This window comes from Pseudoalteromonas sp. US3C1004 (assembly GCF_048401065.1).
In the GTDB taxonomy this organism is placed as follows: domain Bacteria; phylum Pseudomonadota; class Gammaproteobacteria; order Enterobacterales; family Alteromonadaceae; genus Pseudoalteromonas; species Pseudoalteromonas undina.
Window position 1 is genome coordinate 36,860 of sequence record NZ_CP183074.1, and the last position, 24,600, is coordinate 61,459.

The following is a 24,600-nucleotide window of genomic DNA, read 5'->3' on the forward strand; positions in this document are numbered from 1 at the left end:
CGTTATTGGCTGTTATTTGCAGAAGACTGAGCAGCGGTTGCCGTAACTGGTGCTCCTGGGCGAATCTTTTGTAGCCCTTCCACAATCAATTGGTCGCCATCGGCTAAGCCTTCGCTCACCAACCAATTAGCGCCTAAAGTACGCTCTACTTTTAATACACGGCTTTCAACGGTGTTGTTTTTGCTAACAACCATAGCTGTAGGTTCACCTTTGGTATTACGGCTCACACCACGTTGAGGAGCTAATATTGCATCTGACTTAACACCTTCAACCACCTCAGCACGCACATACATACCTGGTAGTAATAGCTTTTCAGGGTTTGGAAATTTAGCACGTAAAGTCACTGACCCAGTACTTGGATCAACCGTCACTTCAGAGAACTGTAATGTACCTTTATGAGGATATACTGAGCCATCTTCCATTATTAGTTCTACATCGGTTTGTGTTGTAGAGTCGACACCTAAAGCACCTGATGCCAGCGCTCTTTTGAGTTTAGTTAACTCATTACTTGATTGCGTTAAATCTACATAAATAGGATCAAGCTGTGTAACTGTTGCCAGCGCACTTGTTTGACCTGCGCTAACTAATGCGCCTACAGTAACGCTTGATTTACTGATTTGGCCGCTAATTGGCGAAGAAACATGGCTATAATCAAGGTTGATTTGCGCGCTTTTTAATTGCGCTTGTGCCGTTAATAATTCTGCAGAGGCTTGCTTAGAAGCTGCATCGGCTTCGTCAAAATCTTGCTGGCTTACAGCTTTAATTGCTAATAATTCTTTATAACGCGACGCTTTAGATTTACTACTGGCTATACTGGCTTCAGCGCGAGCAACCGCCGCTTTGCTGGCTGCTAATTCGGCTTCAAAAATATCGGGATTAATTTGGTAAAGTGCTTGGCCTTTCTCAACCTGAGTCCCCTCTTCAAATAAGCGTGATTGCACAATTCCACTTACCTGAGGACGAATTTCAGCAATTTGAAACGCACTTACACGACCAGGTAATTCTTTTTTAAGTGTAATTGCTTGGCTGTTTAATGTGACAACACCAACGGGTGTTGCTGCAGGAGCAGAAGCCTTAGGTTGCTCAGCTACCTGATCACATCCACTTAAAGCAACAGAACCAACGAGGGCTGAAAATACAAAAAAAGCGATGCGGGAACGCTGCATGTTAAATACCTTTTAGTTTAGAATGAACGATCATTCTAAACTATAGTACAACAATTAAAAATAGCTAATGGACAACATTTACACATTTTTACAATTGATTATAGTTGTCACAAAATTAACTCAAACAATAGTTAAACTATATCAGTGACCTCCATAAAAAAGGCAGCCAATGCAAATACATTGACTGCCGTTAATCAATTATATAATTTTAGCGACTGTTACTCGCTCTCAGGATTTATTCTAGAGACGAGTAACTGCTCAATACGAATGCCTTCTACATCCACTACTTCAAATTTAAAGCCTGAAAATACAATAAATTCTGCACGTTTAGGAATATGCTTCATGGTGTAAATTAAATACCCAGCGACCGTTTCATAATGGTTTTGATCAGGAAACTCATCAATTTCTAATACCTTAGCTAATTCAACAATAGGTGTTAAACCATCGACCAACCAAGAGTTAGCATCACGCTCAATGATTAGCTCCTCACTTTGATGCGTGATTAAATCACCCATAAAGCCTTTCATTAAATCTTTAACTGTGACGATTCCAACCACTAGCGCATATTCATTGACCACTACAGCAAAAGGGTGAACCGCAGTTTTAAACGCATTTAGCGATTCAGATAAGCTCAGTGTTTCTGGTAAGTAAAAAATATCTTTATCTAGCATATCCGCATTAATGTTTGCCGCCTCACCTTTAAGCACTTGGCGTAAAATATCTTTTGACTCAACCGAGCCAATTAACTTATCAAGGTTGCCTTTACACACTAAAAAGTGATTATGTGGATGCTCTATAATTTTATTGGCTATATCTTCACTCGACTCATCAATATCAAAGTAAACTATTTGCTCTCGTGGCGACATCACGCTTGATAAAAAGCGCGCTTCTAAATCAAATACATTACCAATTAAGTCATATTCCTGCTGTTGAAGGCTGCCATACTCAGCACCAGCATCCATCATGGCAACAATATCTTCAGTAGTAACAATATCCTCACGCTCACTGGGTACTTTAAACACCCGCAATACGATGTTGGTTAAGCCGTTAAAAAATAATACCAATGGTGTTAGCGCGAAAGTCACCCATCGCATAATTGTAACTACACGCACAGCAACAGCTTCAGGTAAAATCATTGCTAATCGCTTTGGGAGCAAATCAGCAAATAATATAAATAATGAGGTAATAATTAAAAACGACAGTAAAAAGCTAATTTGACCAAGTAACGGCCCCTGATAAAATAATTGCAGTATTTCTTGCACGTAAGGCGATAATGCCTGCTCACCAACAATCCCACCTAATATGGCAATCGCATTGAGCGTAATTTGGATCATGGCAAAAAAAGCACCGGGCTGCTCTTGCAGCTTTAAAACCGCCAGCGCTTGCACATTTCCTTCGTCGGCCATGACTCTTAACTTTATTTTGCGTGAAGCGGCAATCGAAATTTCTGACATCGCAAATAACGCACTCATCAAGATTAATAATGCAATCCCGATTAAATCACCCATTTATAACTCCAAAATAATCGCTTTTATTAGCAAAAGCAGCTGGATTATAGCCGCTTTTATAAACAGGGCAATTGATATTTATATAATATTATTTTCTTAATATTTTAATATTTATAGTTGCGATTCATACAAAGCAAAGGCCGTGCTAAGTTGCTGCTTTAATTTATTAGGTAGGTTTTTGTTACACGCAAAATATAAGGGAGCTTGGCTGACGTTGATGGGCATTAATGGCTCGAGCTGTAGTTCATTTAATAAGTGGGACTGTTCATGATTTATTCTCTGTGCAGGTATTACAACCAAATCAATGCTGGAACTTCGCGCTCTAATTATTTTAAAAATATTATCAAAGCTATTAAAAAGCATTAAATTTTCGTTTTCTTTAAAGCCTTGGGAGAGTAAATAGTGGTGGCTGTAATTATCTTTTAATACTGCAATTCTATATTGCTTCGCCTGATCAAGGCTTGTTAGCACAATGCCTTTGCTCTTAAGTGAGTAGAAGTTAGTATCAAATTGAGCTAATTTAGCAAACCAAACAAAGCTACTCTCACGCTCAGGTGAGCGAGAAATAGAGAAGATACAGGTTTGAGGATCTCTTAATGCAATATTATAAGTCATGCTCCAATCGTTTACTGAAATTGAATAATCAATCCCAGCATTATCAAGCACTAATCGTACTATATCGGCAGCATCACCGACTAAATTGTTGTTCGCATCAAGATACTGCGCAGGTGCAAAATTCTCTGTTACAACAGTGAGTTTAGCTGCGCAGTGTTGGCTTACAATGAGTAATAATACAAAACACCACTTAATCACAATAACCCGCTCTATTAAATTTAAGACGTCACTTTTCAATAAAAGCCAATTAAATATAGCGGGTTATTTGCAAATAGCCAATTTTTAGCTTTTGAAATTAGCGGTTCATTGCGTTAATTAAAAACGCTGAGATTTTAGCGCCTTCTCTCAGTGTCGTCTCAGAGCTTGATTGACCCACTAAAGAGCTGTCAGTAAACGGAGCTATCTCCATCATATCAGCTCCCGTTATAGGGAATTCATCAGCAATCGCTGACAAAATATCAAGTGCGTGTTGTGGCGTTAAGCCATTTTCTTCGGGTGTACCTGTTGCTGATGCAAACTCGGCATCGAGGGCATCAATATCAAAGCTTACATACACTTCATCGACCTTGTCTGCTTTTAATTGCGCAATAGCATCAGCCGCAACCGCAGCTGCGCCACGCTCTATAATTTCAGCAGCCCAATGTTGTTTTACGCCAAAAGTACTTTCCCAATGTGATTTAGGCTTGCCACTTGAGCGAATACCAAATTGAATTAAATGATGCGGCGCTGGTAAGAATTCTAAAATATGTGTGCACCAAGAGCCAAAACATAAGTCGATGCCCAAACGCTCTACGAGTAAGTCGGTGTGAGCATCGAAATGAATAATTGCCGTACGTTTACCTTGCTCGCGTTTGGCTTTTAAATACGCTTTTGTTAACGGGTAGCTAATTGAGTGGTCGCCGCCAATACCAAAAATACCTTTGTCTTGGAATGTCGCATAAAAGCTATCACACACATCTTCAGTAATAGACAATGGGCTTACATAATGATCGTTATTGTCATTTCCGTATAGGGCCTTTTGGCAATTAGTGATAGTGGCCTCATTTAAATACTTATCGTGTAATAAATGCGGTATTACACGTACATCACCTAAATCAAACGAACGACACTGTGTTTGTTGATCAATCAATGCTGAGCGTAAAAATAAAGGCCCCCAGTTAGCGCCACGTAAAATCCCACCACCGCAATCAGAGCTAATGCCTAGCATTACTGCTTTATGTGGTGAATTAGGTAGCTCGTTAAGTGAGTCACGCCATAAAACATCGACATTTTCAGTTTGCCCATATAATTTATTTCTAAGCGCTGCTTTGCGTTCTTTAGCCGTATTGACCGTAAAAACACCGTCGCCAGGTGCACATAAACAGTGTTCAACTTTATCTTTAAATGCTTGAAATTGTGTGCTCATTGTAAACCCTTTTTCAATCTGAATATCTTGTCTATTATTGAGTAGTTATGCAAAACATCGCACGCTGAATTAATTTTAGATAATTTGCATAGCATGCTAAAAATCACAAGGCGCTTTGTTTTGCTCTCTTAGGTTAGTGGTAAATAAAAACCAAACCCACTTACTAACCAATTGAATATAAACAATTTAAATTATAGCTACCGACTCTTTAGCCTAGCTATTGGTTTGCTATGAGGTATGAATATAGTGTCTGAACAAACAAGTCAACTGGCTCATTTTTCTAGTAATTTTTGCCATTGATTGAATATTCAGAGTTGGTGAATAAATCAAATTAAGTCAATACGGACATCCGTCCTGTACTTCACTTATGTTTCTCGTAATCATGGTAAATTGACAACAATTCTTATTAAAAAGGCTTAGTTATGGAAAAGGTATTTCACTTAGGACTGTGTATTGATGATTTAAAAGGTGCAAAACTGGCAATTGTTCCAGGCGATCCAGATCGTGCAGCACGTATTTCACAGTTCTTAGATAATCCAACCTGCCTTGCTCAAACGCGTGAGTTTCACATTTATTTAGGCCAATTAAACGGTCACTCTGTAGTGGTATGCTCAACCGGTATTGGCGGCCCTTCAACGTCAATTGCCGTTGAAGAACTGGCACAACTAGGCGTACGTAGCTTTCTTCGCATTGGTACAACAGGTGCAATTCAACCGCATATTAACGAAGGCGATATTTTAATTAGCCAAGCTTCAGTACGATTAGATGGCGCGAGTCAGCACTTTGCACCGCTGTGCTATCCTGCCGTATCTGATTTTTTTGCTACTCAAGCTATGGTAAAAGCCTGTGAAAACCTTAATATCGATTTCCATATTGGTATAACCGCTTCGAGCGACACCTTCTACCCAGGTCAAGAGCGTTATGATACGCATTCTGGCTACGTACCTAAGTCATTACAAGGTAGCTGTGAAGAATGGCAGAAATTGGGTGTAATGAACTATGAAATGGAATCGGCTACTTTATTTACCATGTGTGCCGCACTTGGCTTACAAGCCGCTTGTGTTGCAGGTGTATTAGTAAATAGAACACGTCAAGAAATTCCAAACGTGGACCACGGCGAGATTGAGAAAAAGTCTGTTGCCGTGGTGCTTGAAGCCGCTAAAGTGTTACTTGGCTAATGTTGCGCTAATAACCTCAAGTGTTGGTAAGCTATCAAAGCTTGCTAACACTGCTTTTGCTACCCCTGATTGGTTTTCATGACCAGCAGTTTCTAATAAAGTAATTGATTTTACTGTTTGCTTATCAAAACTTAATCCTGCTACAAACAATTGACTCACCGCGCTTTGCAATGGCGATAAGCTCGGGCTGTATGCTGCATTTTCAGCATAGCTGCCATAAAAGTCACCATTTTCGAATGTGCTTATTTTTACCGCACTGTAATTTTGACTGTATGGAACATAAGCCGCTAAAGCATAACTCATCAGCTTTTCATCAAGGTCTGTCTCTTTAAAGCACTTAGTTTGCTCTGCTGGGTTAAATAAGCTGTGCTCATTGCCTAAATCGGTTGGTCCAAATGAATGCGGTAATAGCTCTGCTAATTTAAAGTTTTGTGCTGGCAGTAAAATATCAAGCTCTTTTGCATCAGCCAATTCATTCATAAACTGACGGCAATACCCACATGGTGCATCACTAATGGCTATTTTCAGCACTCTCTTAGCGCCATTTAACCACGCATTATTAATTGCTGATTGCTCACCATGCACCACTAAACTAAGTGCTTGATGATCAAACTCAGCATTGGCACCAAAGTAAAAAGTGGTATTTCCTTGTGAATTAAGCCCTTTAACAATTGCGCCGACATGAAACTTGGAAATAGGTGCAACTGAAAATTCAGAAGCCATAGGCACCAAGCCTTGCAATAAAGTATCTTCGCTGACATTAAGTTCAGTACAAAGCGCTTTAATATCGCTTGAATGTAAAATACCGCGTTGAGTTTTTAATTGACTACGTAATGCTTGGGTTTGCGCTACGTTTAATGAGATGTGTGAATTGCTAAGTGCTGTATTATGTTGCACTTTAAAAGTTGCTGAAGCCATAATAGTTTTTATTTGTTCAATGGCCAAGTAGTGTAAAAGGTTGGCAAACGAAATACCAGCCTATTTAGCGTAAAAAAAGGGAACACGTCGCGTGTTCCCTTTAAAACTAATCTAATTTTGGATTAACCTGTATTTCGCATACCCGCTGCAATCCCCGTCATGGTGATCATTAAGGCATTATCTATATCGCTTTCATTACCTTTATCATCGCCACGAGAGCGACGTAATAGCTCAACTTGTAACACGTTAAGGGGATCAGTGTATGGATTTCTAAGCCCAATAGATTCTTTGATCCAAGGTTGATCGGCTAATAGACTTTTTTGTGGGCTCAATGATTGCACTAAGGTTATCGCCTCTGCTAATTCCTCACGTAAGGCAACACCTAAAGGTTTATACATATCTTCCACCAGCGCATTATCGTAGTGCTCACTTAACCAGCTATCCGCTTTACTAAATACCATTTCTAGCATTTCTAAACGAGCTCGAAAGAAAGGCCATTGCAAACTCATTTCGCTTAGGGTTTCAATCCCATATTTTTCAAGCGCTGCTTTAAGTCCGCTTAATGCGCCTAACCATGCAGGTAACATTAAACGATTTTGACTCCACGCAAATATCCACGGAATAGCGCGTAAGCTCTCTACCCCACCATTAGGATTACGTTTAGCTGGCCTTGAACCTAATGGCAATTTAGATAGCTCCAATTCTGGTGTTGCCATTCTGAAGTAAGGTACAAAGTTTTCATCGTGGCGTACCACATTGCGGTAGTGCTCACACGATACATCACTAATTAATGCCATGACTTCGCGCCATTCATCTTTGGGCTCTGGCGGTGGTAATAAGTTACTTTGCAGCACCGCACCCGCGTATATGTTTAAGCTTTGCAATGCCACATTGGGTAAGCCAAATTTAAAGCGGATCATTTCGCCTTGCTCTGTCACCCTAAGGCCCCCTTTGAGTGAACCCGGTGGCTGCGAATGCAAAGCTTGTGCAGCAGGTGCACCGCCTCGACCAACCGTGCCTCCTCGACCATGAAATAAAACCAGCTCAATACCGCGTTCATCCGCCAGTTGCACTAACTTGTCCATTGCCTCATATTGTGCCCAGCCAGCAGCCATCATACCCGCATCTTTGGCTGAGTCTGAATAACCAATCATCACATTTTGAGTATTTTTAATATGACCTCGGTACCACTCATTATTAAGCAATGTAGTAATAACATTATGACCATCGTTTAAGTCATCTAAGGTCTCAAATAAGGGCGCCACGGGTAGTTCAAAACCGCAGCCTGACTCTTTAAGTAATAACTGCACCGCTAAAATATCAGAAGCAGTTCGGGCCATAGAAATAATATATAAACCAAAGGTTTTTGCATCTTGCTGCGCAATAACATCAAAGGTGTCGAGCACCTCTTGCACTTCAGGGCTAGGTTGCCAATGCTTAGGAATAAGCGGACGACGAGAGTTAAGCTCAGCAAGTAAAAAAGCCTGCTTATCTTGCTCTTGCCATTGGTTGTAGTCGCCAATACCTAAGTAACGAGTTAGCTCAGAAAATACATCACTGTGTCTCGACGAATCTTGACGCACGTCTAGTTTTGCCAAACGCAGTCCAAAGCTATTTACTCGGTGGATCATATCCAGTAGTAAGCCATTGGCCACTACTTGCATGTTGCACTTTAATAAAGAACGATAACACACTTCAATGGGGTGCTTAATCTGATTAATATCGGTGATTAAATCTTGAGATTCAGTGCGCTTATTTTTAATTTTAGCGCTTAAATGCATCACCGTTTCTGCAACTTGGTTTTTAACATCTTTCAAAACAGCACGGTACGGTTCAAACTCTTGCCCAGCCAATTTAATGAGCTCATCGCTGGCATCCGACATAGAAAGTTCAGCACAGAGCGTTTCTAAATCACGCTGGTATAAATCCAGTGCCATCCAACGGCCATGGTCGAGCACTTGCTTGGTTACTTCGGCGGTTACAAACGGGTTACCATCACGATCTCCCCCCATCCAAGAAGTAAATTCTATCGGGCTGTAATCTGCTGGCAACTCCAAACTTAAATGCTGTTTTACATGCTGGCTAAACTCTCGTAGAAAACGGGGCACCGCTTCCCACAAACTGTTTTCAATGACTGCGTAGCCCCATTTAGCCTCATCGACAGGGCTTGGACGTGAACGACGAATATCGTCAGTATGCCATGCTTGACTAATTAACTGCGCAATACGATTTAAGATTGCTTCGCGTTCTTGCGCTAGATTGTCGGTACGCTCAAGCGATGCTAAACAATCGCTAAGTTCAACATGTTTATTAATAATAGTACGGCGAGTCACCTCGGTTGGGTGTGCTGTTAGTACTAAGTTTATGTGGAGTTTTGAGAGGGTTTCAGCTAAATGATTATGATTAAGCTGACCTTGTTCGGCCTTTGCTGCTAACGTTTTTAATGTTTGAGTGAGAGGGTTTAGTTGGCAAAAACCAACATCATTAAAACGTGATACGGTATGAAACTGCTCAGCAACATTAGCTAAGTTTAAAAAATGATTAAATGAACGGGCAACCGGTAAAAGCTCTTCATCACTAAGCGCATGCAGTACATCTATAAGCGCTTTACGATCAGCTTCATTGCCACTGCGAGATGATTTTGATAAAGCCCGAATTTCTTCTACTTTATCTAAAATATCTTGTCCTTGAGCATCTTTAATAGTTTGTCCTAATAATTGCCCAAGTAAATTTACATTACCTCGCAAGGCGGCATATTGTTCACTCATTTTTAGCTCTCCTTTGTTTCTTTGAGGCCTATTAATATCATTATGTTTACTTATTTAATAGATCCATTTGCAACAGCATGTCGTAAAAAAGCATATGTAAAATAAACACAAAGCGATGACATGATCATTTTTTACGATGGTAATTGCCCCCTTTGCAATGCAGAGATGCAGCATTTAAAACGTGCCGATGTTGATCATAAAATTACACTAGAAGATTTAAATTCTGATGACTTTAGTGAGCGTTTTCCCGCAATCGATAAGCAATACGCCATGAATATACTGCACGCCCAAACTGATAATGGGCAGATAATTTACGGCTTAGACGTGACTTATCAAGCCTGGCGTACTGTTGGAAAATACCCTTGGCTCAAGATTATTCGTTTGCCCGTCATTCGTTTTTTTGCCGATCATGCTTATACTTTTTTTGCAAAATACCGTCATCACATTAGCCGTTTTTTAATGCCTAATGCACAGTGCAACTCAGGTCAATGTAATATCAAAACCAAAGGTGAAAAATGAAAACAGTGATTTTATTTGGCGCTAGTAGCGCCATTGCCCAATCTTACGTTAATCACTTAAACCAACAAGCAACACAATTTAATATTATTTGTGTCAGCTCATCGAACATTAATCACAGCGACATAAACGTAAACTATTTTCAGAGCGACTATTCAGCGCAAAGCCTAAACGAGCTAACCGAGTCGTTAAAATCTCAGCAAGTTGATATAGCTCAAGTGATTATATTTAATGGTCAATTACACAACGACCATCACATGCCAGAAAAAAAGCTTGAAGAAATCAACAGTGATTATTTTATGCAGCTTATGCACTCTAATTCGCTTGTACCCCTGCTGTGTTTACAAAGTATAGTGCCGCTGCTTAACCACAAAACTCACTGCACAATTACCGCTTTAAGCGCTCGTGTTGGTAGCATTAACGACAATAAATTAGGTGGTTGGTATACCTATCGCGCATCAAAATCAGCACTTAATATGCTATTTAAAACAGCCGCCATTGAGCTTGCTCGTCGCGCTAAAAATACTAAACTGATTTTATTTCACCCAGGCACTACAGATACACAGCTTTCTAAGCCATTTCAAAAAAATGTTCCTGCAGATAAACTGTTTACCCCTGAGTTTGTTGCCCAGCAATTATTTAAATTTACTTACGAAAATCCACAATTAGAACTTAACAACGAACCTGCCTACCTAGATTGGCAAGGAAATACCATAAAATGGTAAGGAATTAACACATGCATTTTTCCAAAGACCGCATAGCCGCGCTTGAAAAGCACACACGTACGCATTTTATAAATTCATTGTCAGGGTTTAAAAGTGCTAACTTAATTGGCACACAGGATGAGCAAGGTAATACCAATTTAGCCATCGTTAGTTCGGTTATTCATTTAGGCGCACACCCACCACTTGTTGGCATGATCATGCGCCCGCACAGCGTACCAAGGCATACATTTGAAAATATTATAGAAACAGGCGTTTACACTATTAATCAAGTAAATAGTGACATTTACCAGCAAGCTCACCAAACCTCGGCACGTTACGCTAAAGATGAGTCTGAGTTTGATGCTACGGGGTTAAAAACAGAATACTTAAATGAGTTTAACGCTCCGTTTGTTGCACAAAGTCGACTCAAATACGCGGTAAAATTTGTAGAGAACCAGCATTTAGCTGTTAATGGCACTGAGCTGGTTATTGGTGAAATAATGGATGTGTATGTAGATGAATCAGCACTCCAAAGCGATGGCTTTTTAGACTTACAAGCTATCGACACAGTTGCAGTAACCGGATTAGATAGTTACCACACGACAAATAAGCTCACTCGCTTACCATACGCGAAAAAATAGCCCGAGGTTATCAAGTCCTTTCGATAAGTGACTTGATAACCCACCCCCACTTTTTGAGCCTCTTGTTCACTAATCGCAATTAGTTTGAATTTAAACTGTTAAACCTACACACTATGCAAAATTTTGTAGGAGAAATATATGACCACAGTTGGTATTGGTACTCACACACCCGAGCAAGCACTTGCTAGTTTAAGTAATATGACTCACTCAGTAACGCCAATTCAGGCCGATGAGTATTTAGCGCGTATGGCCAAAGCGCAAGCCTATATGCAAGCGCACAACATTGATGCCATTTATTTAAACGCAGGTACCAACTTAACGTATTTCACCGGAATGAAATGGTATGCCAGTGAACGACTTGTTGGCGCTATTTTACCTGCCGTAGGTGATGTGCAATACATTGCTCCACATTTTGAAATTGGCTCTTTAAATGGCTTTAAGGTTATTGATGGCCAAATACACGGCTGGCAAGAGCATGAAAACCCATTTGAGCTATGTGTTAAAGTGCTTAAGCAGCTCAATATTAGCGACACCGCTACCGTTGGTATTGATGAAAGCGCACAGTTTTTTATTTTTGATGGCATCAATAAAGCCAGTTCAGGGTTAAAACTAGTTAACGCACAACCTGTAACCGCACATTGTAGAATGCATAAATCAGCCAATGAATTAGCATTAATGCAATGTGCCATGGATATGACTTTAGCGGTTCATCAGGCTACAGCGAGCATGCTTTATGAAGGTATTAGCACCGTAGAAGTCGAAGAATTTATAAAAAAAGCCCATCAAAAAGTAGGTGCCCCAGGTAATTACTTCTGTATTGTATTGTTTGGCCTTGCCACCTCATTCCCACATGGCGTAAAAGATCCACAAATTTTGAAAAAAGGCGACATGGTGCTTATCGATACCGGATGTAAAGTGCACGATTACCTTTCTGATATTACCCGTACTTATGTATTTGGTGAAGCAACCAGCCGCCAACGCCTATTTTGGGATTTTGAAAAAGCGGCCCAGTTAGCAGCTTTCAATCAAGCAGCTCTCGGCGAAACCTGTGAATCGGTTGACGAAGCAGCTCGCAGCTACTTAGCAGCACAAGATTTAGGACCTGAGTATCAAACACCAGGTTGTCCACATCGTACGGGCCATGGTATTGGCTTAGACATTCACGAATGGCCATACCTAGTTGGCGGTGACAAAACCCCGCTTGCCACAGGCATGTGTTTTAGTAACGAACCCATGCTGGTTATTCCAGATGAGTTTGGGGTTAGATTAGAAGATCATTTTTACATGACAGATGACGGTCCGCGCTGGTTTACTCAACCGAGTCATAGCATTGACGACCCGTTTGGCTTAAACAGCTAACCTGAAAACATTCAATAAGAGAGCAGCACCTTTGCTGCTCTTCTTATGTTTACCTTGAGCTAGCCCAGCTTATTTTTTATAAACTAAGCAAGTAATTTAATTCCTATTGCTATCTATTATATAATTAATTTCAACATAACTAGAGCCAGTATAAAAAAATAAACTTTAGCCTTGTAAGACAACCTCATACTTATTTAGGAGCACTTTAATTGTTACACACCAGCTTCATTGACTGAAGACATTCTAGAGAAATATACCTAGAGATAATAATGAAAAGCACCTGCTATTAGTGTTTTTTGTTAGCTTTTATAAAATCAATTTCATCCAATAACCTTATCGCAAAACTGTGCCCTTCTCTGGCAGCTAAGTTCAAATAATGATCTCTTTTTATTTCATTATAAATAGGAGAGTTTGACAATCCATATATTCCAGATAGTAAATAGAACTTCTCCCCTTTGAGTAATTTAAAATTGTAGTCTATTAAAAATAAAGCAACTGACTGTGCTTTTTTATCACTTTGTTCAATTAAACTTATATTGAATAATGTATCAGCATACTGAATCGCGCTTTCCTCACTACCATTTTTAGCAGCATAACTTAAAAGTTTGAGTATATGCTCTTCATCCTTATACTTACCGATTCTATACATTTCATACAAGTTTAGTATTGCATCAACACTCCCCCTATCAGATGCGAATTTAAGATATTCAATGCCATTTTCAATATCATTTAGTGGACTATCATCTACTAAAAGTGTTCCTAATAAATAGGCTGCAGATATATCTCCATTGTCCGCTGGTATCTTTAAGTGATGGTATGCTTTATCGTTATCTTTATCTAAACCATAATCGCCAAAGTAATAAATAACCCCGTATAAATAATTTACCTTAAGTGGATTAGTAACTTTGTTGCGCTCCAATGCATATAATATTTGAGAAACGTTTAGTCGCCTATTATGTAAAATATCATTTTCAACCATTTCAATTGTTACAAGGTGCTCTTTTTCGAAACCTTTACCTGAAATAACATTGCTAACCAATAAAAAAATAATATTAGAATTTTTTCCTTCATTCAGCTACGTCTCCTCTAGTAGCATCTAACCTTAGAATTTCAAGCATCGAGTTCCAAGGTGTATTACTGTTATTAATGATGGGATATTCATATTTGACATAAGATTGTAAGCCAGCTGCTATAATATTGACCTCTCCTCCTATCACTCTAGAGCTATTCATATAACCTTTAGTAGTAAGAGATTTCAATCCCGCTTCTATTCACAGGGGGCAGGTTCGTTGCTTCACAATACTACTGATATGCTAATATCTGAACAATTATGACAAAGTATTATGAAGTAAGTGATCTGACCCCTATTATTTTTTCTTCGTTAGCATTAATACGCACAAGCAACCCTGAACTAATACTGGTAATATTTGTGATATTCCCACTAACATGGCCTTTGCCAAAAATTGCAATTGCATCAGCAGAAAATAAAACACTAATAAATACAAACACTCTTAATAACACTTAATTTAATATTCTTATTAAAATAACTATTATGATAAAAAGCAAAAAGAAAAACCTGACCCTATTTTTCCTTGTTCCCTTTGGCTTTCTTTACACCTATTTATTTGTTCTTATGGTGAGCCCATTAACTTTTTGACTTCAACCATGTATTGATTTTATCTCTCTTCAATTCAAGTTTTATCTTCAAGCTATCGATTTTGTCTTTCGAGATCCCTACAACCTCGTATATTTCTCTAGCTCTTCCATATTCACTTTTATTTATTAAATTATTAGAACAATTATTTAATATTGTTTCGTAAATTATGAGTCTCCCTTGAGATGCAGACTCTACAAATTTTACATATTGCTCAGCGGTCATTGACTCACAAAACTTTATGTTTAAGTCTAGAATGAAACTTATATCTATTCTGTCTAGGCCTTTCATTTTTCTCAAAAAAAAGTCAAACCCCTCTACATAATATGAATTGAGGATACTATTTTTTATATCCGTTCCTAATGATTTGTAGAGAACATTTTTTTTATTCTTTTCAAAAAAACTTCTTGGAGTAGATCTTTCAACAAATGTTTTAAATTCAGTTATTGCTGTAATTTCATTTTCCAATAACTTTGTTAAATAACTTTTCATTTGCCGATTACTGTAAGGTAATAAAAGCTGAAATAAATGAGTATCTATATAAGCAACAGCCCACTCGAAGCAATCTAGGGAGTCAACTCTATCGAACTCTAATATATAACCTTTACTAAGTAATATTGTAATTTTTTTGTAAGCTTGAAGCTGACATAAACCTTGTGCATATAGTGTAGGCGTATTGTAATTTCCTTTAAGTTCATCATAAAGATCCAAGACCTTGTTATTAAGCTCATTAGTATAAAGAAAATAATGGGCAATCAACGGTAAATTATCTATATAAAGCTCCGTAACTTTCACCTTATCTTCTTTAGCTTGGGTTAATAAATCAATATAAATGATATCTTGAGCAGCCCCAAAAGTAGCATTACAATAAACTAACAAATTAATAATAAGTACAAACTTTATCCTCCGCATCCAACAACCACCTTTTCACTAATTGAGCATGCTGCCGCCGCTCGGTAATACGTAAATGAAGCACTTACTATGGATGGCGCAAATCCATTTGATAGATACCAACCTGTTCCTTGTAACTTCATAGTTGGAAAATCTATTACCGTCATTTCATTTTTCAGAGTAAATCTAGGTTTTGGGCTAGATATACCAATTGGTGTCCACACTTTCTTAGCTGCTTCATCTAAACAAATTTGCATTGCTGAGCAATTTACTTTTTTCGCAGAATCTTCCCCCCAAAAACTTATATCTGCTTGCCCACCTGAACCAGGATATCTATTGTTTATATACCATCAGAATCCTTATCAGCGATTTGGCTACCTGAGTCTTCCATGATTTGTTTTTTAGGGTCTCACTAATAATTTTTAATTCATTCGCTACAAATTTAATAGCACTTGTTACGGCTCCGTTAACAAATTTACCACCTGTTATTTTTGAGACAGTCCTTCTAGCAAGAGCTTGAAGAATGACACGGCTCGGTGAATTATTAGTATTTACTTTTCCTTTCATTATACCAGCAGTAACAAACCCATGACCGAAATTACTACCTTGAACATCAGATATGGTCCCACCAGCGGCTGCATGAACTGCCATTTGAGTACCTGTATTCTCAATACCATACTCTTTAAAGCTGCCGCCTATTGCGCCAAAAGCAGCCCCAGAAAAAGCACCTGACAAAGCGCCTTTTAATATACCAGATGCAATTGCACCAGCCATAGTAACGGAAGTAGTCATTCCTGCACTAATAACCCAGCTCGTTGCCCATCCGCTGGCAAGACCGGCGGTAAAATAGGTTGTGGCAACGGCAACTATAACCTTCAAATATTTTCCTAAAGCTTTGAAAAACACCCGCTCGCCAGCAGGGTCAGGTCTTGCATCTTGCCTTCTACAATGAAAATCAAAAAGAGAGAGCTGACTCTACTATCTCCTCAACCAATTAAATAATGATTACCGTGAGTGCTTGTAGCTTGGATAAAAATGTGGGGTTCCCTCAGGTTCTGACCCTATTTATTCCTTGGTTTAATCATCAGGCAAGGTAAGTAAATCATCAACTATTCCTAACTTACTAAGCAATGAAATGAATCTTGACTTTTTTTATCTATCACATATTGCGCATCCATAACTACCGAAAAAACAACGTACTCAATCCCTTTTTCATAATTCAATCTATCTCTTTTTATTCGCGTAGTGCAAGTTTTGACTTCAAGAGGTTTAAATATTACATCTCCCTCAAGTGACGAAAACTCTGCATTTTTAAACGATAATGGGTTGTCAAACGGATTACTCGTTGAATACATGTCTTTTACTCTATAAAACTTAAAAGCATGCTCAGTAAAATGAGTTTCATCAAAATAATTTGAAATTACTTTACTTTCAAATGCCGTATTATTTCTTAAAACAACACTCGGATTGCAATATACCACCTCGCAAATAGTATATACTTCGGCTTCAATAGCTTTAGGTGGTTTTTCAATCGTATTTGAAAAGCATACCTGTGAATTAACTAGTAAACAAAATAGAGCTAAAAATCTATATTTTGACATCTATTTCCTTATGACTGCAAAGTGACCATTCAAGCTTAAACTTGAATATAAAACAATCTAGTTCATTAGCTGCAATAAGTGTTTTATAGTGTATGCGTTTAGTTGAAAGGCTTTATAGACAAACTATATTTAATCACTGCTAAGCAAACTAACTGATAACTAAATACTATGGCTAACTTTAAATAAATTAGTTAGCAATTTGTTTTTTACACTAGTTGATTAACAATCATGCTATTACAAAGCAATCCTTAAAGGACTCCTATGAAAAACTTTAAAATAGATATCGTCTCAGATGTAATGTGCCCGTGGTGTATTATCGGTTACAAGAACTTAGAAACCGCATTGACCGAGCTAAAAGAGGAAATGAGTGCGGATATTACATGGCACCCTTTTGAGCTTAATCCAGATATGCCACTTGAAGGGCAAGACTTAGACGAGCATTTGCAGCAAAAATACAGCTTAACCGAAGAAGAAAGCGCGCGAAATCGTCAAAACATGGCAGATGCGGGTGAGCGAGCTGGGTTTACCTTTAATTTTGACGGTAAACGCATCATGATCAACAGCTTTGATCTTCACCGCTTGCTAATGTGGGCTCGTGAAGAAGACAAGCAAACTGAGTTGAAATTGGCGTTTTTTGAAGCACACTTCACCGATTTAAAATATTTAAATCAAGAAGATGCATTACTGGATGTGGTAGAAAGTGTGGGCCTTAACAAAGACACAGCCCGTGATATTTTACACTCAGATAAATACGTACAAGCGGTTCGCGAAGAGCAAAATAACTTTAAGCAAATGGGTATTACTTCAGTGCCTACTTTCATTATAAATGATAAGTATGCGCTTACCGGTGGGCAGCCGAGTGAGTCGTTTATTCAAGCACTTAAGCAAATAAGCGAAGAAGAAGCTAAGCAAGATTAGTTAACAGGCCCTAATGCTTTAGTTTAAATACAGTTCGCTGACTTAAACCAAGCCCGTCCTCAACATCATGGTAAAAATGCGTGTAGAGGGCATCAAGCTCACCTTTTTGTGCTAGCTTTGTTAAACCCTGCTGTAATAAGTCGATAATTGCTTTATTTTTTTCGTTTGCATAAAAGTAATAAAAATTATCGTACTGCAGCATAATATGTGGCTCAACTACAAAGTTGTATTGTGGGCTTTTTTGTATTTCAGCTCTAATCGCAGTTACTGAACGAGGAAAGTAATCGCCAAGTCCTTCATCTAACGCTTTTAACATGCTTTCATAACTCAAATCACCATTAACTGTTAAGCCATTGTTCTTTAATACATAATAATCAGACCAACTTTGCTTTTGTAAGGCTATAAACGGCTTTAGTTGTTCAAGGGTTTTTATATCTGAAAATTCGCCCAGCCGGCTTTGTTTTATCATCAGTAAACGTTTTGAGTGCAAGCCATTGTATATTGGAAAGGTTGTGTGTACGAGGCTATTTGCTTGCTCTTTTGACATACTTAACCAAGCAAAATTAATAGCCCCATCGTGCTTTAGCTCTTCTAATACTCGCTTGGTATTCATCGGCTCAACACTATAACTAATATTAAGTTTTACATTCATCTGCGCAAAGCTTTTTTCTAATAAGCTCAAAACATAGTGGTTTCTTGGCATATTAGGTGTGCTTGGTTTTCCTATTTTTAGCGTCACAGTTTGCTCGCTGCCACATGCAAAAAAAGACAGGGTAATGAGGATAACACTGCAGCATAAATTAAATAGCTTCATAGTCATTCCAAGGTGCTTTAGCAGTTATAAAATGAGAAATAGTAAGTATAGCGGGAACTTAAAATTCCGCTTTTTAAGTGCGATAAAGCACCTTAATCACATGCCAACCAAATTTTGTTTTTACTAAATGTGGCTCTAAAATTGCACCACTAAAAGCAACTTTATCAAACTGCGGTACCATTTGGCCGCGTCTAAACTCACCTAAATCACCGCCCTTTTTGCCCGACGGACAAGACGAATATTTTTTAGCTAAGGTTTGAAACTTTGCGCCTTTGCCTAATTGCTTAATGATGTCTTCTGCAATCTCTTTATGTTTTACTAAAATATGCAGTGCGTGCGCTGTATTTGCCATGAAAAAGCCCTTAAAACCTATTTACTAGTAATTAAACGCCGCGATTTTAGCACAGCCTAAGTGATCCAGCACTTGCTAAAAATGTGGTTATAAGTAGTGATCTTCATCTTTTTGTTGAGGGATTCGACAGTGTTGGTATTTACCAAATAATGTATAACGGTTTTTAGCCACTTTGTTATAAAGCCAATCAGTCAGCTTTCGTGGTAATAACTTAAATACGCTAATCAACTTCCACGGATAGCCTAACTGACTGAACACTCGAAAAACGGCTTGGCTGCGGGTATATGGTTTTTGTGCTTCTATATAAACCATCGAAGTAAAATCGGTGGTGGAAAAGCCAAATTGAGCAAGTAGCGATTGCCCTGCCGGCGATTGCACACTGCACAATTTAAATTTTATGCTCGGATCGTGAGCTATAACAAAATTGCACCATGCACTACAAAGCTTACATTGCGCATCAAATAAAATAATTTTTTGATTTTGCATTACTGCTGCACTGGTTTTTTTTGTAATTTACGCTGCAAGGTGCGCCTATGCATATTTAGCTGCCTTGCGGTCATTGATACATTACCGTTATTACTATGTAAAACATGTTGAATATGCTCCCACTCTAAACGCTCGGGCGACATAACCCCCTCAGAAATTTCAGTTACTGTCGTACTTGCCACCTCAACTTTAAGTGCTTTTAATAAACTTGCCATATCAACAGGCTTAGTTAAATAGTCATTAGCACCTAAGCGCATCGCCTCTACCGCCGTTGCTATACTTGCAAAGCCAGTCAGCAATACAATATGTGCATGGGTGAGTAAATGCCGCAGCGGTGCAATAAGCGACAGTCCATTCTCATCAGCCAGTTTCATATCTAATAAAATACAATCAGGCTGTTGCTGGCGAGCCTTTAGAAGTGCATCAGTGTGATTATGTGCGATCTCGCAGTTAAAACCGTGCTTAGTTAGCCGCCGTGCCAACGTTGTCGCTAAATTAATATCATCCTCAATAATAAGTAGCTTCATGCTTTTGTCTCTGCTGTTAATAGTGGCATCGTTATCTTTGCAACCGCTCCGCCTTCGGGGTGATTATATACAGTTAACGAGCCATTTAACCGCTCAAATGTCACATTTGATAACATAACTGCGATCCCCATGCCTTGCTCACTAGGCATTAACTGCCCACCTAACTCTGCTAACTCTGAGGATGAAAAACCAGCACCAAAATCACGAATAATTAACGCAATGTTTTGTGCGTCAGGTTGCTGCCAACTTAGTTCAAGTTGCACTTGGGCGTGTTTTTGATTAGCAAGTACTGCATTTTGTAATAAATTTAAAATTGCAGGTAACAGCATAGCGTCACTTTGTAATGTGGCTTCAGGTGACTCGTTAAGCCAGTTTATTTGTTGATTGGGGTATTGTAATAGTAACGTATCATGAATTTGATTTTGCAGCTGCTCTGCTTTAATGGGTGCTTGAGTGTTTTTATCTCGTAACTGCATTGAGAGCTTTCTAAAGTCGTTAAGCTGAGTGCGGCATTGCAATAGCGGCGTTTGCATTTGCTGAATAACTTCATTGTTAGGATGCTCTTCTAAAAGCTCTTCAAATAATAATTGTAAATTAGCAATTGGTGTTGCTAATTGATGAGTAATTTGCGCCGCTGCGCCATCAAGTGTTACCAGTTGTTCATTGCGTAACTGTTTTTCTCTAACTTTGGCAATAGTGCGTTCACGCTGTTGCAAAGCGCGGTTCATAGCCCCTATAACTAACGCAATTACGCAAGCACTTATAACAAAATTAACCCACATACCAATAAAATGACCATTCATATTCATTTGGTGCATACTGTGTTCGGGCATTTTAATTAATAATAAGCTATAGGCGGCAATGGCCAATACAGCAATATAGGCAAGCCCTCGAGCGCTTAGTGTGATTGCAGCTATCATAATGGGCAGCAACAATAACGACACAAATGCGTTAGTTGCACCGCCGCTTAAAGACAACAAAATAGTTAAAAAAAGCACATCGGCGGTCAGTTGCATTAACATGCCAATTGGCTTTGCTTGGCTTACATGCCGGTAGGCAAATACACTGGCTAACTGAAAAACCGCCTCAACAGCAATAACCCCTAACAACGGCATAAGTGCAATTTGATGTTCTAGTAAAAAATACACACTGAGTACCGCAATAAGCTGAACAACGATGGCACCACTGCGCAGCATTAATAATCGGCTAATAGCTGGGTCGGTTTTAATTAACACAATAGGGTTCCTGGATACACTTGATTTTATTATTCATGATTAACATGCTTTTTTTATTGTAATTATTATACACTAAACCGCCTTATAGTATCCGCTCGCATAGCTGCACTCAAGCATACGTCACAAGTACTTTAAGCAAGTGTTGAAGGTGATGGACTAGCTTATAAAAAGCACCTAAGCTAAACACTCATTTAATTTACAAAGTAAAAACTTACAATTAACCTTTCACTAAAAATACAACAAACAATTGGTAAAATAGCAGTAATTACAGCTCTATAGCTGCTATAAACTAGAGTTAATAGCTAATTTTTGTTATAACGTATTCATAAGACGAACACGTCATACCACTTTTAAGAGAACACACTATGCCTTACGCACATATCACTGGTTGGGGCAAATGCATTCCACCAGCCAGCATCAGCAACGACGAAATAAGTGAAATTGTAGATACCACCGATGAGTGGATCACCACGCGTACCGGTATCAAAGCGCGTAGAGTTAGCCATGTAAGTACTGCCGAGCTTGCTAGTGTGGCTGCAAAACATGCTATTGCTTGCGCTGGCGTAGATGCAAAAGATATCGATTTAGTTATTTTAGCAACGTGCACCCCCTCAACAGTAGTTGCAAACACAGCCTCATTAGTACAAAAAAATATTGGCGCCACTGGCGCTGCAGCCATGGACACCAATGCAGCATGTTCTGGTTTTTTATATGCTTTACAAGCGGCGACAGCGCAAATTCAAGCCGGTATGATCAAAAAAGCCGTAGTTATTGCCGCTGAACGCATGACTTGGTATGTAAACTGGGCACGACGCGATAGCGCAGTATTATTTGGTGATGGTGCCGGTGCCGTTGTGCTTGAAGCAGCAGAAACACCTGCAGGCTTATTAGGAACTAAAACCGGCTGTGACAGCGAAGATCGTGATATTTTACACATTACTAATTTTGGCAGTGATTTAAATAAATATGAGCCAATTGGCCCATCAGACCTTTTATTTGAAGGCCGTGAAATATTTAAACGTGCAGTTAAAGGCATGAGTGAAGCCTGTGACGACGTGCTTGAACAAGCCAACCTTAAGTTAGACGATATCGATGTACTAGTTCCACATCAAGCTAACTTACGCATTATTCAAGCAATTCAAAACCGTTTAAAGGTTGAAGACAGTAAAGTAATGGTTAACATTGGCGAATACGGTAATACCTCTGCTGCAACGATTGCCATTGCGCTGTGTGAGGCCGTTGAGCAAGGTTTAATTAAGCCGCATGCCAATATTATGTCGGCTGCATTTGGAGCAGGCCTAACGTGGGCGGCAAGCTACATCAAATGGGGCGAGCGAGTAACCCCCATTGCTGTTAGCGATGCTAAACTTCCACCGTGTGATAAAACAGGTTTAGAGCTTGTTGCACCAGCTGTAAAAGCGTGTAAAGACGCAGAGCCTAGCTAAATGCTAACATTACACCAAGCAAATATGTATTGATAAACAGCGCACTGCTTTCAGTGCGCTTTTTTGTTTTTTAAGGAAAATATATGCAACTACTAGGCATTCATCATGTAGCCATCATTTGTAGCAACTACCCACGCTCTAAACATTTTTATAGTGAAATATTAAAACTCACGATTATTAATGAGCATTATCGAGCAGAGCGTCAGTCTTACAAACTCGATTTAGCTTTACCTGATGGCAGTCAGTTAGAATTATTTTCGTTTAACGATGCGCCGAGTAGACCAAGCTATCCCGAAGCACAAGGACTTAGACATTTAGCATTTAAGGTTAGTAGTGTAGAAAACAGTAAAACGTATTTAGAGTCGCATGGAATCGACGTAGAAGAAATAAGAGTGGATGAAATTACCGGCAAAAAATTCACCTTTTTTGCCGATCCAGATGGTTTACCCCTTGAGTTATATGCGCTTTAACATCAAATAACTCAAGGCAAGGTATGTTTGATTTAGTTAACCCTAGTTAGGTTAGTTAAATCGATTTTGTAGGTAAGTAAATACTGCACGAATGCCCAGAGCTTCACCACCTGCAGGGCGCCCTGGTAATGCTCGTAAGTTCCATGCCATTACATCAAAATGAACCCATGGTGTGTTTGGCTCTACAAATTCTTTCAAATAAAGCGCAGCGGTTATTGCGCCACCAAATGGCGTACTTGAACAGTTAGTCATATCAGCCACATCGCTTTTCAAAAATGGGGTGTATTGCTCGAATAACGGTAATTGCCAAACAGGGTCGTTAACTTGCATCCCCGAATCCATAATCGCATTAGCGACATCACGTTCCGTTGAGAAGAAGCCTGGCAGCTCTGTCCCTAAAGCAACACGGCACGCACCAGTTAAGGTAGCAAAATCAATAATTAATTCAGGCTCATCGTTTTGTGCTTCGCTCAAAGCATCACACAGAACTAGTCGCCCTTCTGCATCAGTATTATCTATTTCGACCATAATACCTTTACGGGTTTTTATTACATCGCCAGGGCGAAATGCATTACGCGAAACAGCATTTTCAACCGCAGGTACTAAAACACGAAGACGTATTGGTAAGTTAGCAGCCATAATTAATTGAGCCAAGGCAATAACATGCGCAGCCCCACCCATGTCTTTTTTCATGTTACGCATGCCTGAACTTGGTTTTAAATCTAGCCCACCTGAGTCAAAACATACACCTTTACCGACTAATGTAATTTGTGGCGCATCAACCGCCCCCCACTTCAAATCGAGTAAACGCGGTTTGTTTTCACTTGCACGGCCTACCATATGAATAGTTGGATAATTTTGTTCTAATAACTCATCGCCTACCCATTGGGTAAACTCGCCGTCGAATGTATCAGCTAAATCGCTCATTACCTGTGATAAGTGCTGCGGCATCATATCGGCAGCTGGGGTATTAACTAAGTCGCGAGCTAGATTAATTGCATCTGCTTGTTGTTTTACTTGTTCATATAATGTTTTATCGGCAATGCCAAGCTGAGCTTTTGCTGTGGCTTTTTGTTTATACTCACTGAACTCATAACCACCTAACACAAAGCCTAAAGCAAGTTGAGAAACTAAAGACTCATCACCCTGAATTTGATAGCAGCCTTTAGGTAATTTACTTGCAAGCTCGCCAGCAGCCCAAAAATCATCGACTCGTTGCATAATACAAAATACTTGGCTTAATTCACCGGTTTCTGCGTTTGGTATTAACGCAAGTCCTGACTTTTCAAAATCGGTATTTGCAAGCCACTGCTGCACAAAGCTTGGTTGCTGAGTAAGCCAGTCTGTTAATTCATTTTTAACAATAAAAGATAGAGGAATTCCTGAAGAGGTATGACGAAGTAAAGCGCTCATTAATGACTCACATAAT

25 protein-coding genes are annotated in these 24,600 nt (G+C 39.2%); 8 read left to right on the plus strand and 17 right to left on the minus strand.

Features of this window, described 5'->3' with window-relative positions; genetic code table 11:
* Positions 1–2: 2 nt before the first annotated feature.
* The 4 genes from ACNSN3_RS15635 to ACNSN3_RS15650 form a co-directional block, all read right to left on the minus strand.
* The gene (locus ACNSN3_RS15635) at positions 3–1,166 is read right to left on the minus strand and encodes an efflux RND transporter periplasmic adaptor subunit (RefSeq protein ID WP_109875222.1); all 1,164 of its coding nucleotides are present in this window, start codon (positions 1,164–1,166) and stop codon (positions 3–5) included.
* Between the two features lie 218 nt (positions 1,167–1,384).
* Positions 1,385–2,674 (minus strand): hemolysin family protein, encoded by a 1,290-nt coding sequence (locus ACNSN3_RS15640; RefSeq protein ID WP_138621892.1) that lies wholly within the window; start codon positions 2,672–2,674, stop codon positions 1,385–1,387.
* A gap of 111 nt (positions 2,675–2,785) precedes the next feature.
* Positions 2,786–3,487 carry a substrate-binding periplasmic protein gene (locus ACNSN3_RS15645; protein ID WP_010389085.1) on the minus strand — a complete coding sequence of 234 codons (702 nt, stop codon included), beginning with the start codon at positions 3,485–3,487 and terminating at the stop codon, positions 2,786–2,788.
* Positions 3,488–3,584: 97 nt separating this feature from the next.
* The gene (locus ACNSN3_RS15650; RefSeq protein ID WP_055011940.1) at positions 3,585–4,694 is read right to left on the minus strand and encodes an arginase family protein; all 1,110 of its coding nucleotides are present in this window, start codon (positions 4,692–4,694) and stop codon (positions 3,585–3,587) included.
* Between the two features lie 422 nt (positions 4,695–5,116).
* Here ACNSN3_RS15650 and udp point away from each other — a divergent pair, with 422 nt between their 5' ends.
* Positions 5,117–5,872: a uridine phosphorylase gene (udp, locus tag ACNSN3_RS15655; RefSeq protein WP_008112319.1), complete on the plus strand. Its 756-nt coding sequence runs from the start codon at positions 5,117–5,119 to the stop codon at positions 5,870–5,872.
* Here udp and cdd read toward each other — a convergent pair.
* Entirely contained in the window at positions 5,861–6,790 is a 930-nt protein-coding gene (cdd, locus tag ACNSN3_RS15660) for a cytidine deaminase (protein WP_418609491.1), read from the minus strand. The two genes, udp and cdd, sit on opposite strands and share 12 nt — an antisense overlap.
* A gap of 122 nt (positions 6,791–6,912) precedes the next feature.
* Positions 6,913–9,558, minus strand: coding sequence for a phosphoenolpyruvate carboxylase (gene ppc / locus ACNSN3_RS15665; RefSeq protein WP_010389091.1), 2,646 nt, complete (start codon positions 9,556–9,558; stop codon positions 6,913–6,915).
* Positions 9,559–9,678: 120 nt separating this feature from the next.
* Between ppc and ACNSN3_RS15670 the strand changes: the two genes are divergently transcribed.
* From ACNSN3_RS15670 to ACNSN3_RS15685, 4 genes are all read left to right on the plus strand, one after another.
* On the plus strand, positions 9,679–10,077 hold the full coding sequence (locus ACNSN3_RS15670) for a thiol-disulfide oxidoreductase DCC family protein (protein ID WP_055011938.1): 399 nt from the start codon (positions 9,679–9,681) through the stop codon (positions 10,075–10,077).
* A complete protein-coding gene (locus ACNSN3_RS15675) occupies positions 10,074–10,799 on the plus strand; it encodes an SDR family NAD(P)-dependent oxidoreductase (protein WP_131692137.1) in 726 nt (241 codons plus the stop codon). The genes ACNSN3_RS15670 and ACNSN3_RS15675 overlap by 4 nt, the downstream gene beginning before the upstream one ends.
* A gap of 11 nt (positions 10,800–10,810) precedes the next feature.
* The gene (locus tag ACNSN3_RS15680) at positions 10,811–11,419 is read left to right on the plus strand and encodes a flavin reductase family protein (RefSeq protein WP_193050235.1); all 609 of its coding nucleotides are present in this window, start codon (positions 10,811–10,813) and stop codon (positions 11,417–11,419) included.
* 138 nt (positions 11,420–11,557) lie between these two features.
* Positions 11,558–12,778 (plus strand): M24 family metallopeptidase, encoded by a 1,221-nt coding sequence (locus tag ACNSN3_RS15685; RefSeq protein ID WP_418609495.1) that lies wholly within the window; start codon positions 11,558–11,560, stop codon positions 12,776–12,778.
* A gap of 286 nt (positions 12,779–13,064) precedes the next feature.
* Here ACNSN3_RS15685 and ACNSN3_RS15690 read toward each other — a convergent pair whose 3' ends face one another.
* The 5 genes from ACNSN3_RS15690 to ACNSN3_RS15710 form a co-directional block, all read right to left on the minus strand.
* Positions 13,065–13,757, minus strand: a complete 693-nt coding sequence (locus tag ACNSN3_RS15690) for a tetratricopeptide repeat protein (protein ID WP_418609497.1) — start codon at positions 13,755–13,757, stop codon at positions 13,065–13,067.
* A gap of 666 nt (positions 13,758–14,423) precedes the next feature.
* Positions 14,424–15,344, minus strand: a complete 921-nt coding sequence (locus tag ACNSN3_RS15695; RefSeq protein WP_418609499.1) for a hypothetical protein — start codon at positions 15,342–15,344, stop codon at positions 14,424–14,426.
* Positions 15,332–15,580 carry a hypothetical protein gene (locus tag ACNSN3_RS15700; RefSeq protein ID WP_075170313.1) on the minus strand — a complete coding sequence of 83 codons (249 nt, stop codon included), beginning with the start codon at positions 15,578–15,580 and terminating at the stop codon, positions 15,332–15,334. The genes ACNSN3_RS15695 and ACNSN3_RS15700 overlap by 13 nt, the downstream gene beginning before the upstream one ends.
* A gap of 76 nt (positions 15,581–15,656) precedes the next feature.
* On the minus strand, positions 15,657–16,229 hold the full coding sequence (locus ACNSN3_RS15705; RefSeq protein ID WP_418609501.1) for a hypothetical protein: 573 nt from the start codon (positions 16,227–16,229) through the stop codon (positions 15,657–15,659).
* 209 nt (positions 16,230–16,438) lie between these two features.
* Positions 16,439–16,924, minus strand: coding sequence for a hypothetical protein (locus ACNSN3_RS15710; protein WP_418609503.1), 486 nt, complete (start codon positions 16,922–16,924; stop codon positions 16,439–16,441).
* Positions 16,925–17,185: 261 nt separating this feature from the next.
* Between ACNSN3_RS15710 and ACNSN3_RS15715 the strand changes: the two genes are divergently transcribed.
* Positions 17,186–17,842: a DsbA family oxidoreductase gene (locus tag ACNSN3_RS15715; RefSeq protein WP_109875212.1), complete on the plus strand. Its 657-nt coding sequence runs from the start codon at positions 17,186–17,188 to the stop codon at positions 17,840–17,842.
* A gap of 10 nt (positions 17,843–17,852) precedes the next feature.
* Here ACNSN3_RS15715 and ACNSN3_RS15720 read toward each other — a convergent pair whose 3' ends face one another.
* The 5 genes from ACNSN3_RS15720 to ACNSN3_RS15740 all read right to left on the minus strand — a co-directional run bounded on the left by ACNSN3_RS15720 (position 17,853) and on the right by ACNSN3_RS15740 (position 21,256).
* Positions 17,853–18,656 carry a hypothetical protein gene (locus tag ACNSN3_RS15720; RefSeq protein WP_418609505.1) on the minus strand — a complete coding sequence of 268 codons (804 nt, stop codon included), beginning with the start codon at positions 18,654–18,656 and terminating at the stop codon, positions 17,853–17,855.
* Between the two features lie 73 nt (positions 18,657–18,729).
* Positions 18,730–19,008 carry a peptidylprolyl isomerase PpiC gene (ppiC, locus tag ACNSN3_RS15725; RefSeq protein WP_008464312.1) on the minus strand — a complete coding sequence of 93 codons (279 nt, stop codon included), beginning with the start codon at positions 19,006–19,008 and terminating at the stop codon, positions 18,730–18,732.
* Positions 19,009–19,095: 87 nt separating this feature from the next.
* Positions 19,096–19,494, minus strand: coding sequence for a thiol-disulfide oxidoreductase DCC family protein (locus tag ACNSN3_RS15730; RefSeq protein ID WP_418609509.1), 399 nt, complete (start codon positions 19,492–19,494; stop codon positions 19,096–19,098).
* Complete coding sequence (locus ACNSN3_RS15735) at positions 19,494–20,021, minus strand: response regulator transcription factor (RefSeq protein ID WP_138570194.1); 528 nt, start codon at positions 20,019–20,021, stop codon at positions 19,494–19,496. Before ACNSN3_RS15735 ends, ACNSN3_RS15730 begins: the two co-directional genes overlap by 1 nt.
* Positions 20,018–21,256 (minus strand): sensor histidine kinase, encoded by a 1,239-nt coding sequence (locus tag ACNSN3_RS15740; protein WP_055011931.1) that lies wholly within the window; start codon positions 21,254–21,256, stop codon positions 20,018–20,020. The genes ACNSN3_RS15735 and ACNSN3_RS15740 overlap by 4 nt, the downstream gene beginning before the upstream one ends.
* A gap of 365 nt (positions 21,257–21,621) precedes the next feature.
* On the opposite strand from ACNSN3_RS15740, the gene ACNSN3_RS15745 reads away from it, so the two are divergent.
* Together ACNSN3_RS15745 and ACNSN3_RS15750 are read left to right on the plus strand one after the other, a co-directional pair.
* Entirely contained in the window at positions 21,622–22,701 is a 1,080-nt protein-coding gene (locus ACNSN3_RS15745; RefSeq protein ID WP_010389122.1) for a ketoacyl-ACP synthase III, read from the plus strand.
* Between the two features lie 83 nt (positions 22,702–22,784).
* Positions 22,785–23,171, plus strand: coding sequence for a VOC family protein (locus ACNSN3_RS15750; protein WP_055011930.1), 387 nt, complete (start codon positions 22,785–22,787; stop codon positions 23,169–23,171).
* Positions 23,172–23,222: 51 nt separating this feature from the next.
* Here the strand turns inward: ACNSN3_RS15750 and ACNSN3_RS15755 are convergent, their stop codons facing one another.
* Positions 23,223–24,584: a leucyl aminopeptidase family protein gene (locus ACNSN3_RS15755; RefSeq protein WP_054201279.1), complete on the minus strand. Its 1,362-nt coding sequence runs from the start codon at positions 24,582–24,584 to the stop codon at positions 23,223–23,225.
* Positions 24,585–24,600: the final 16 nt, after the last annotated feature.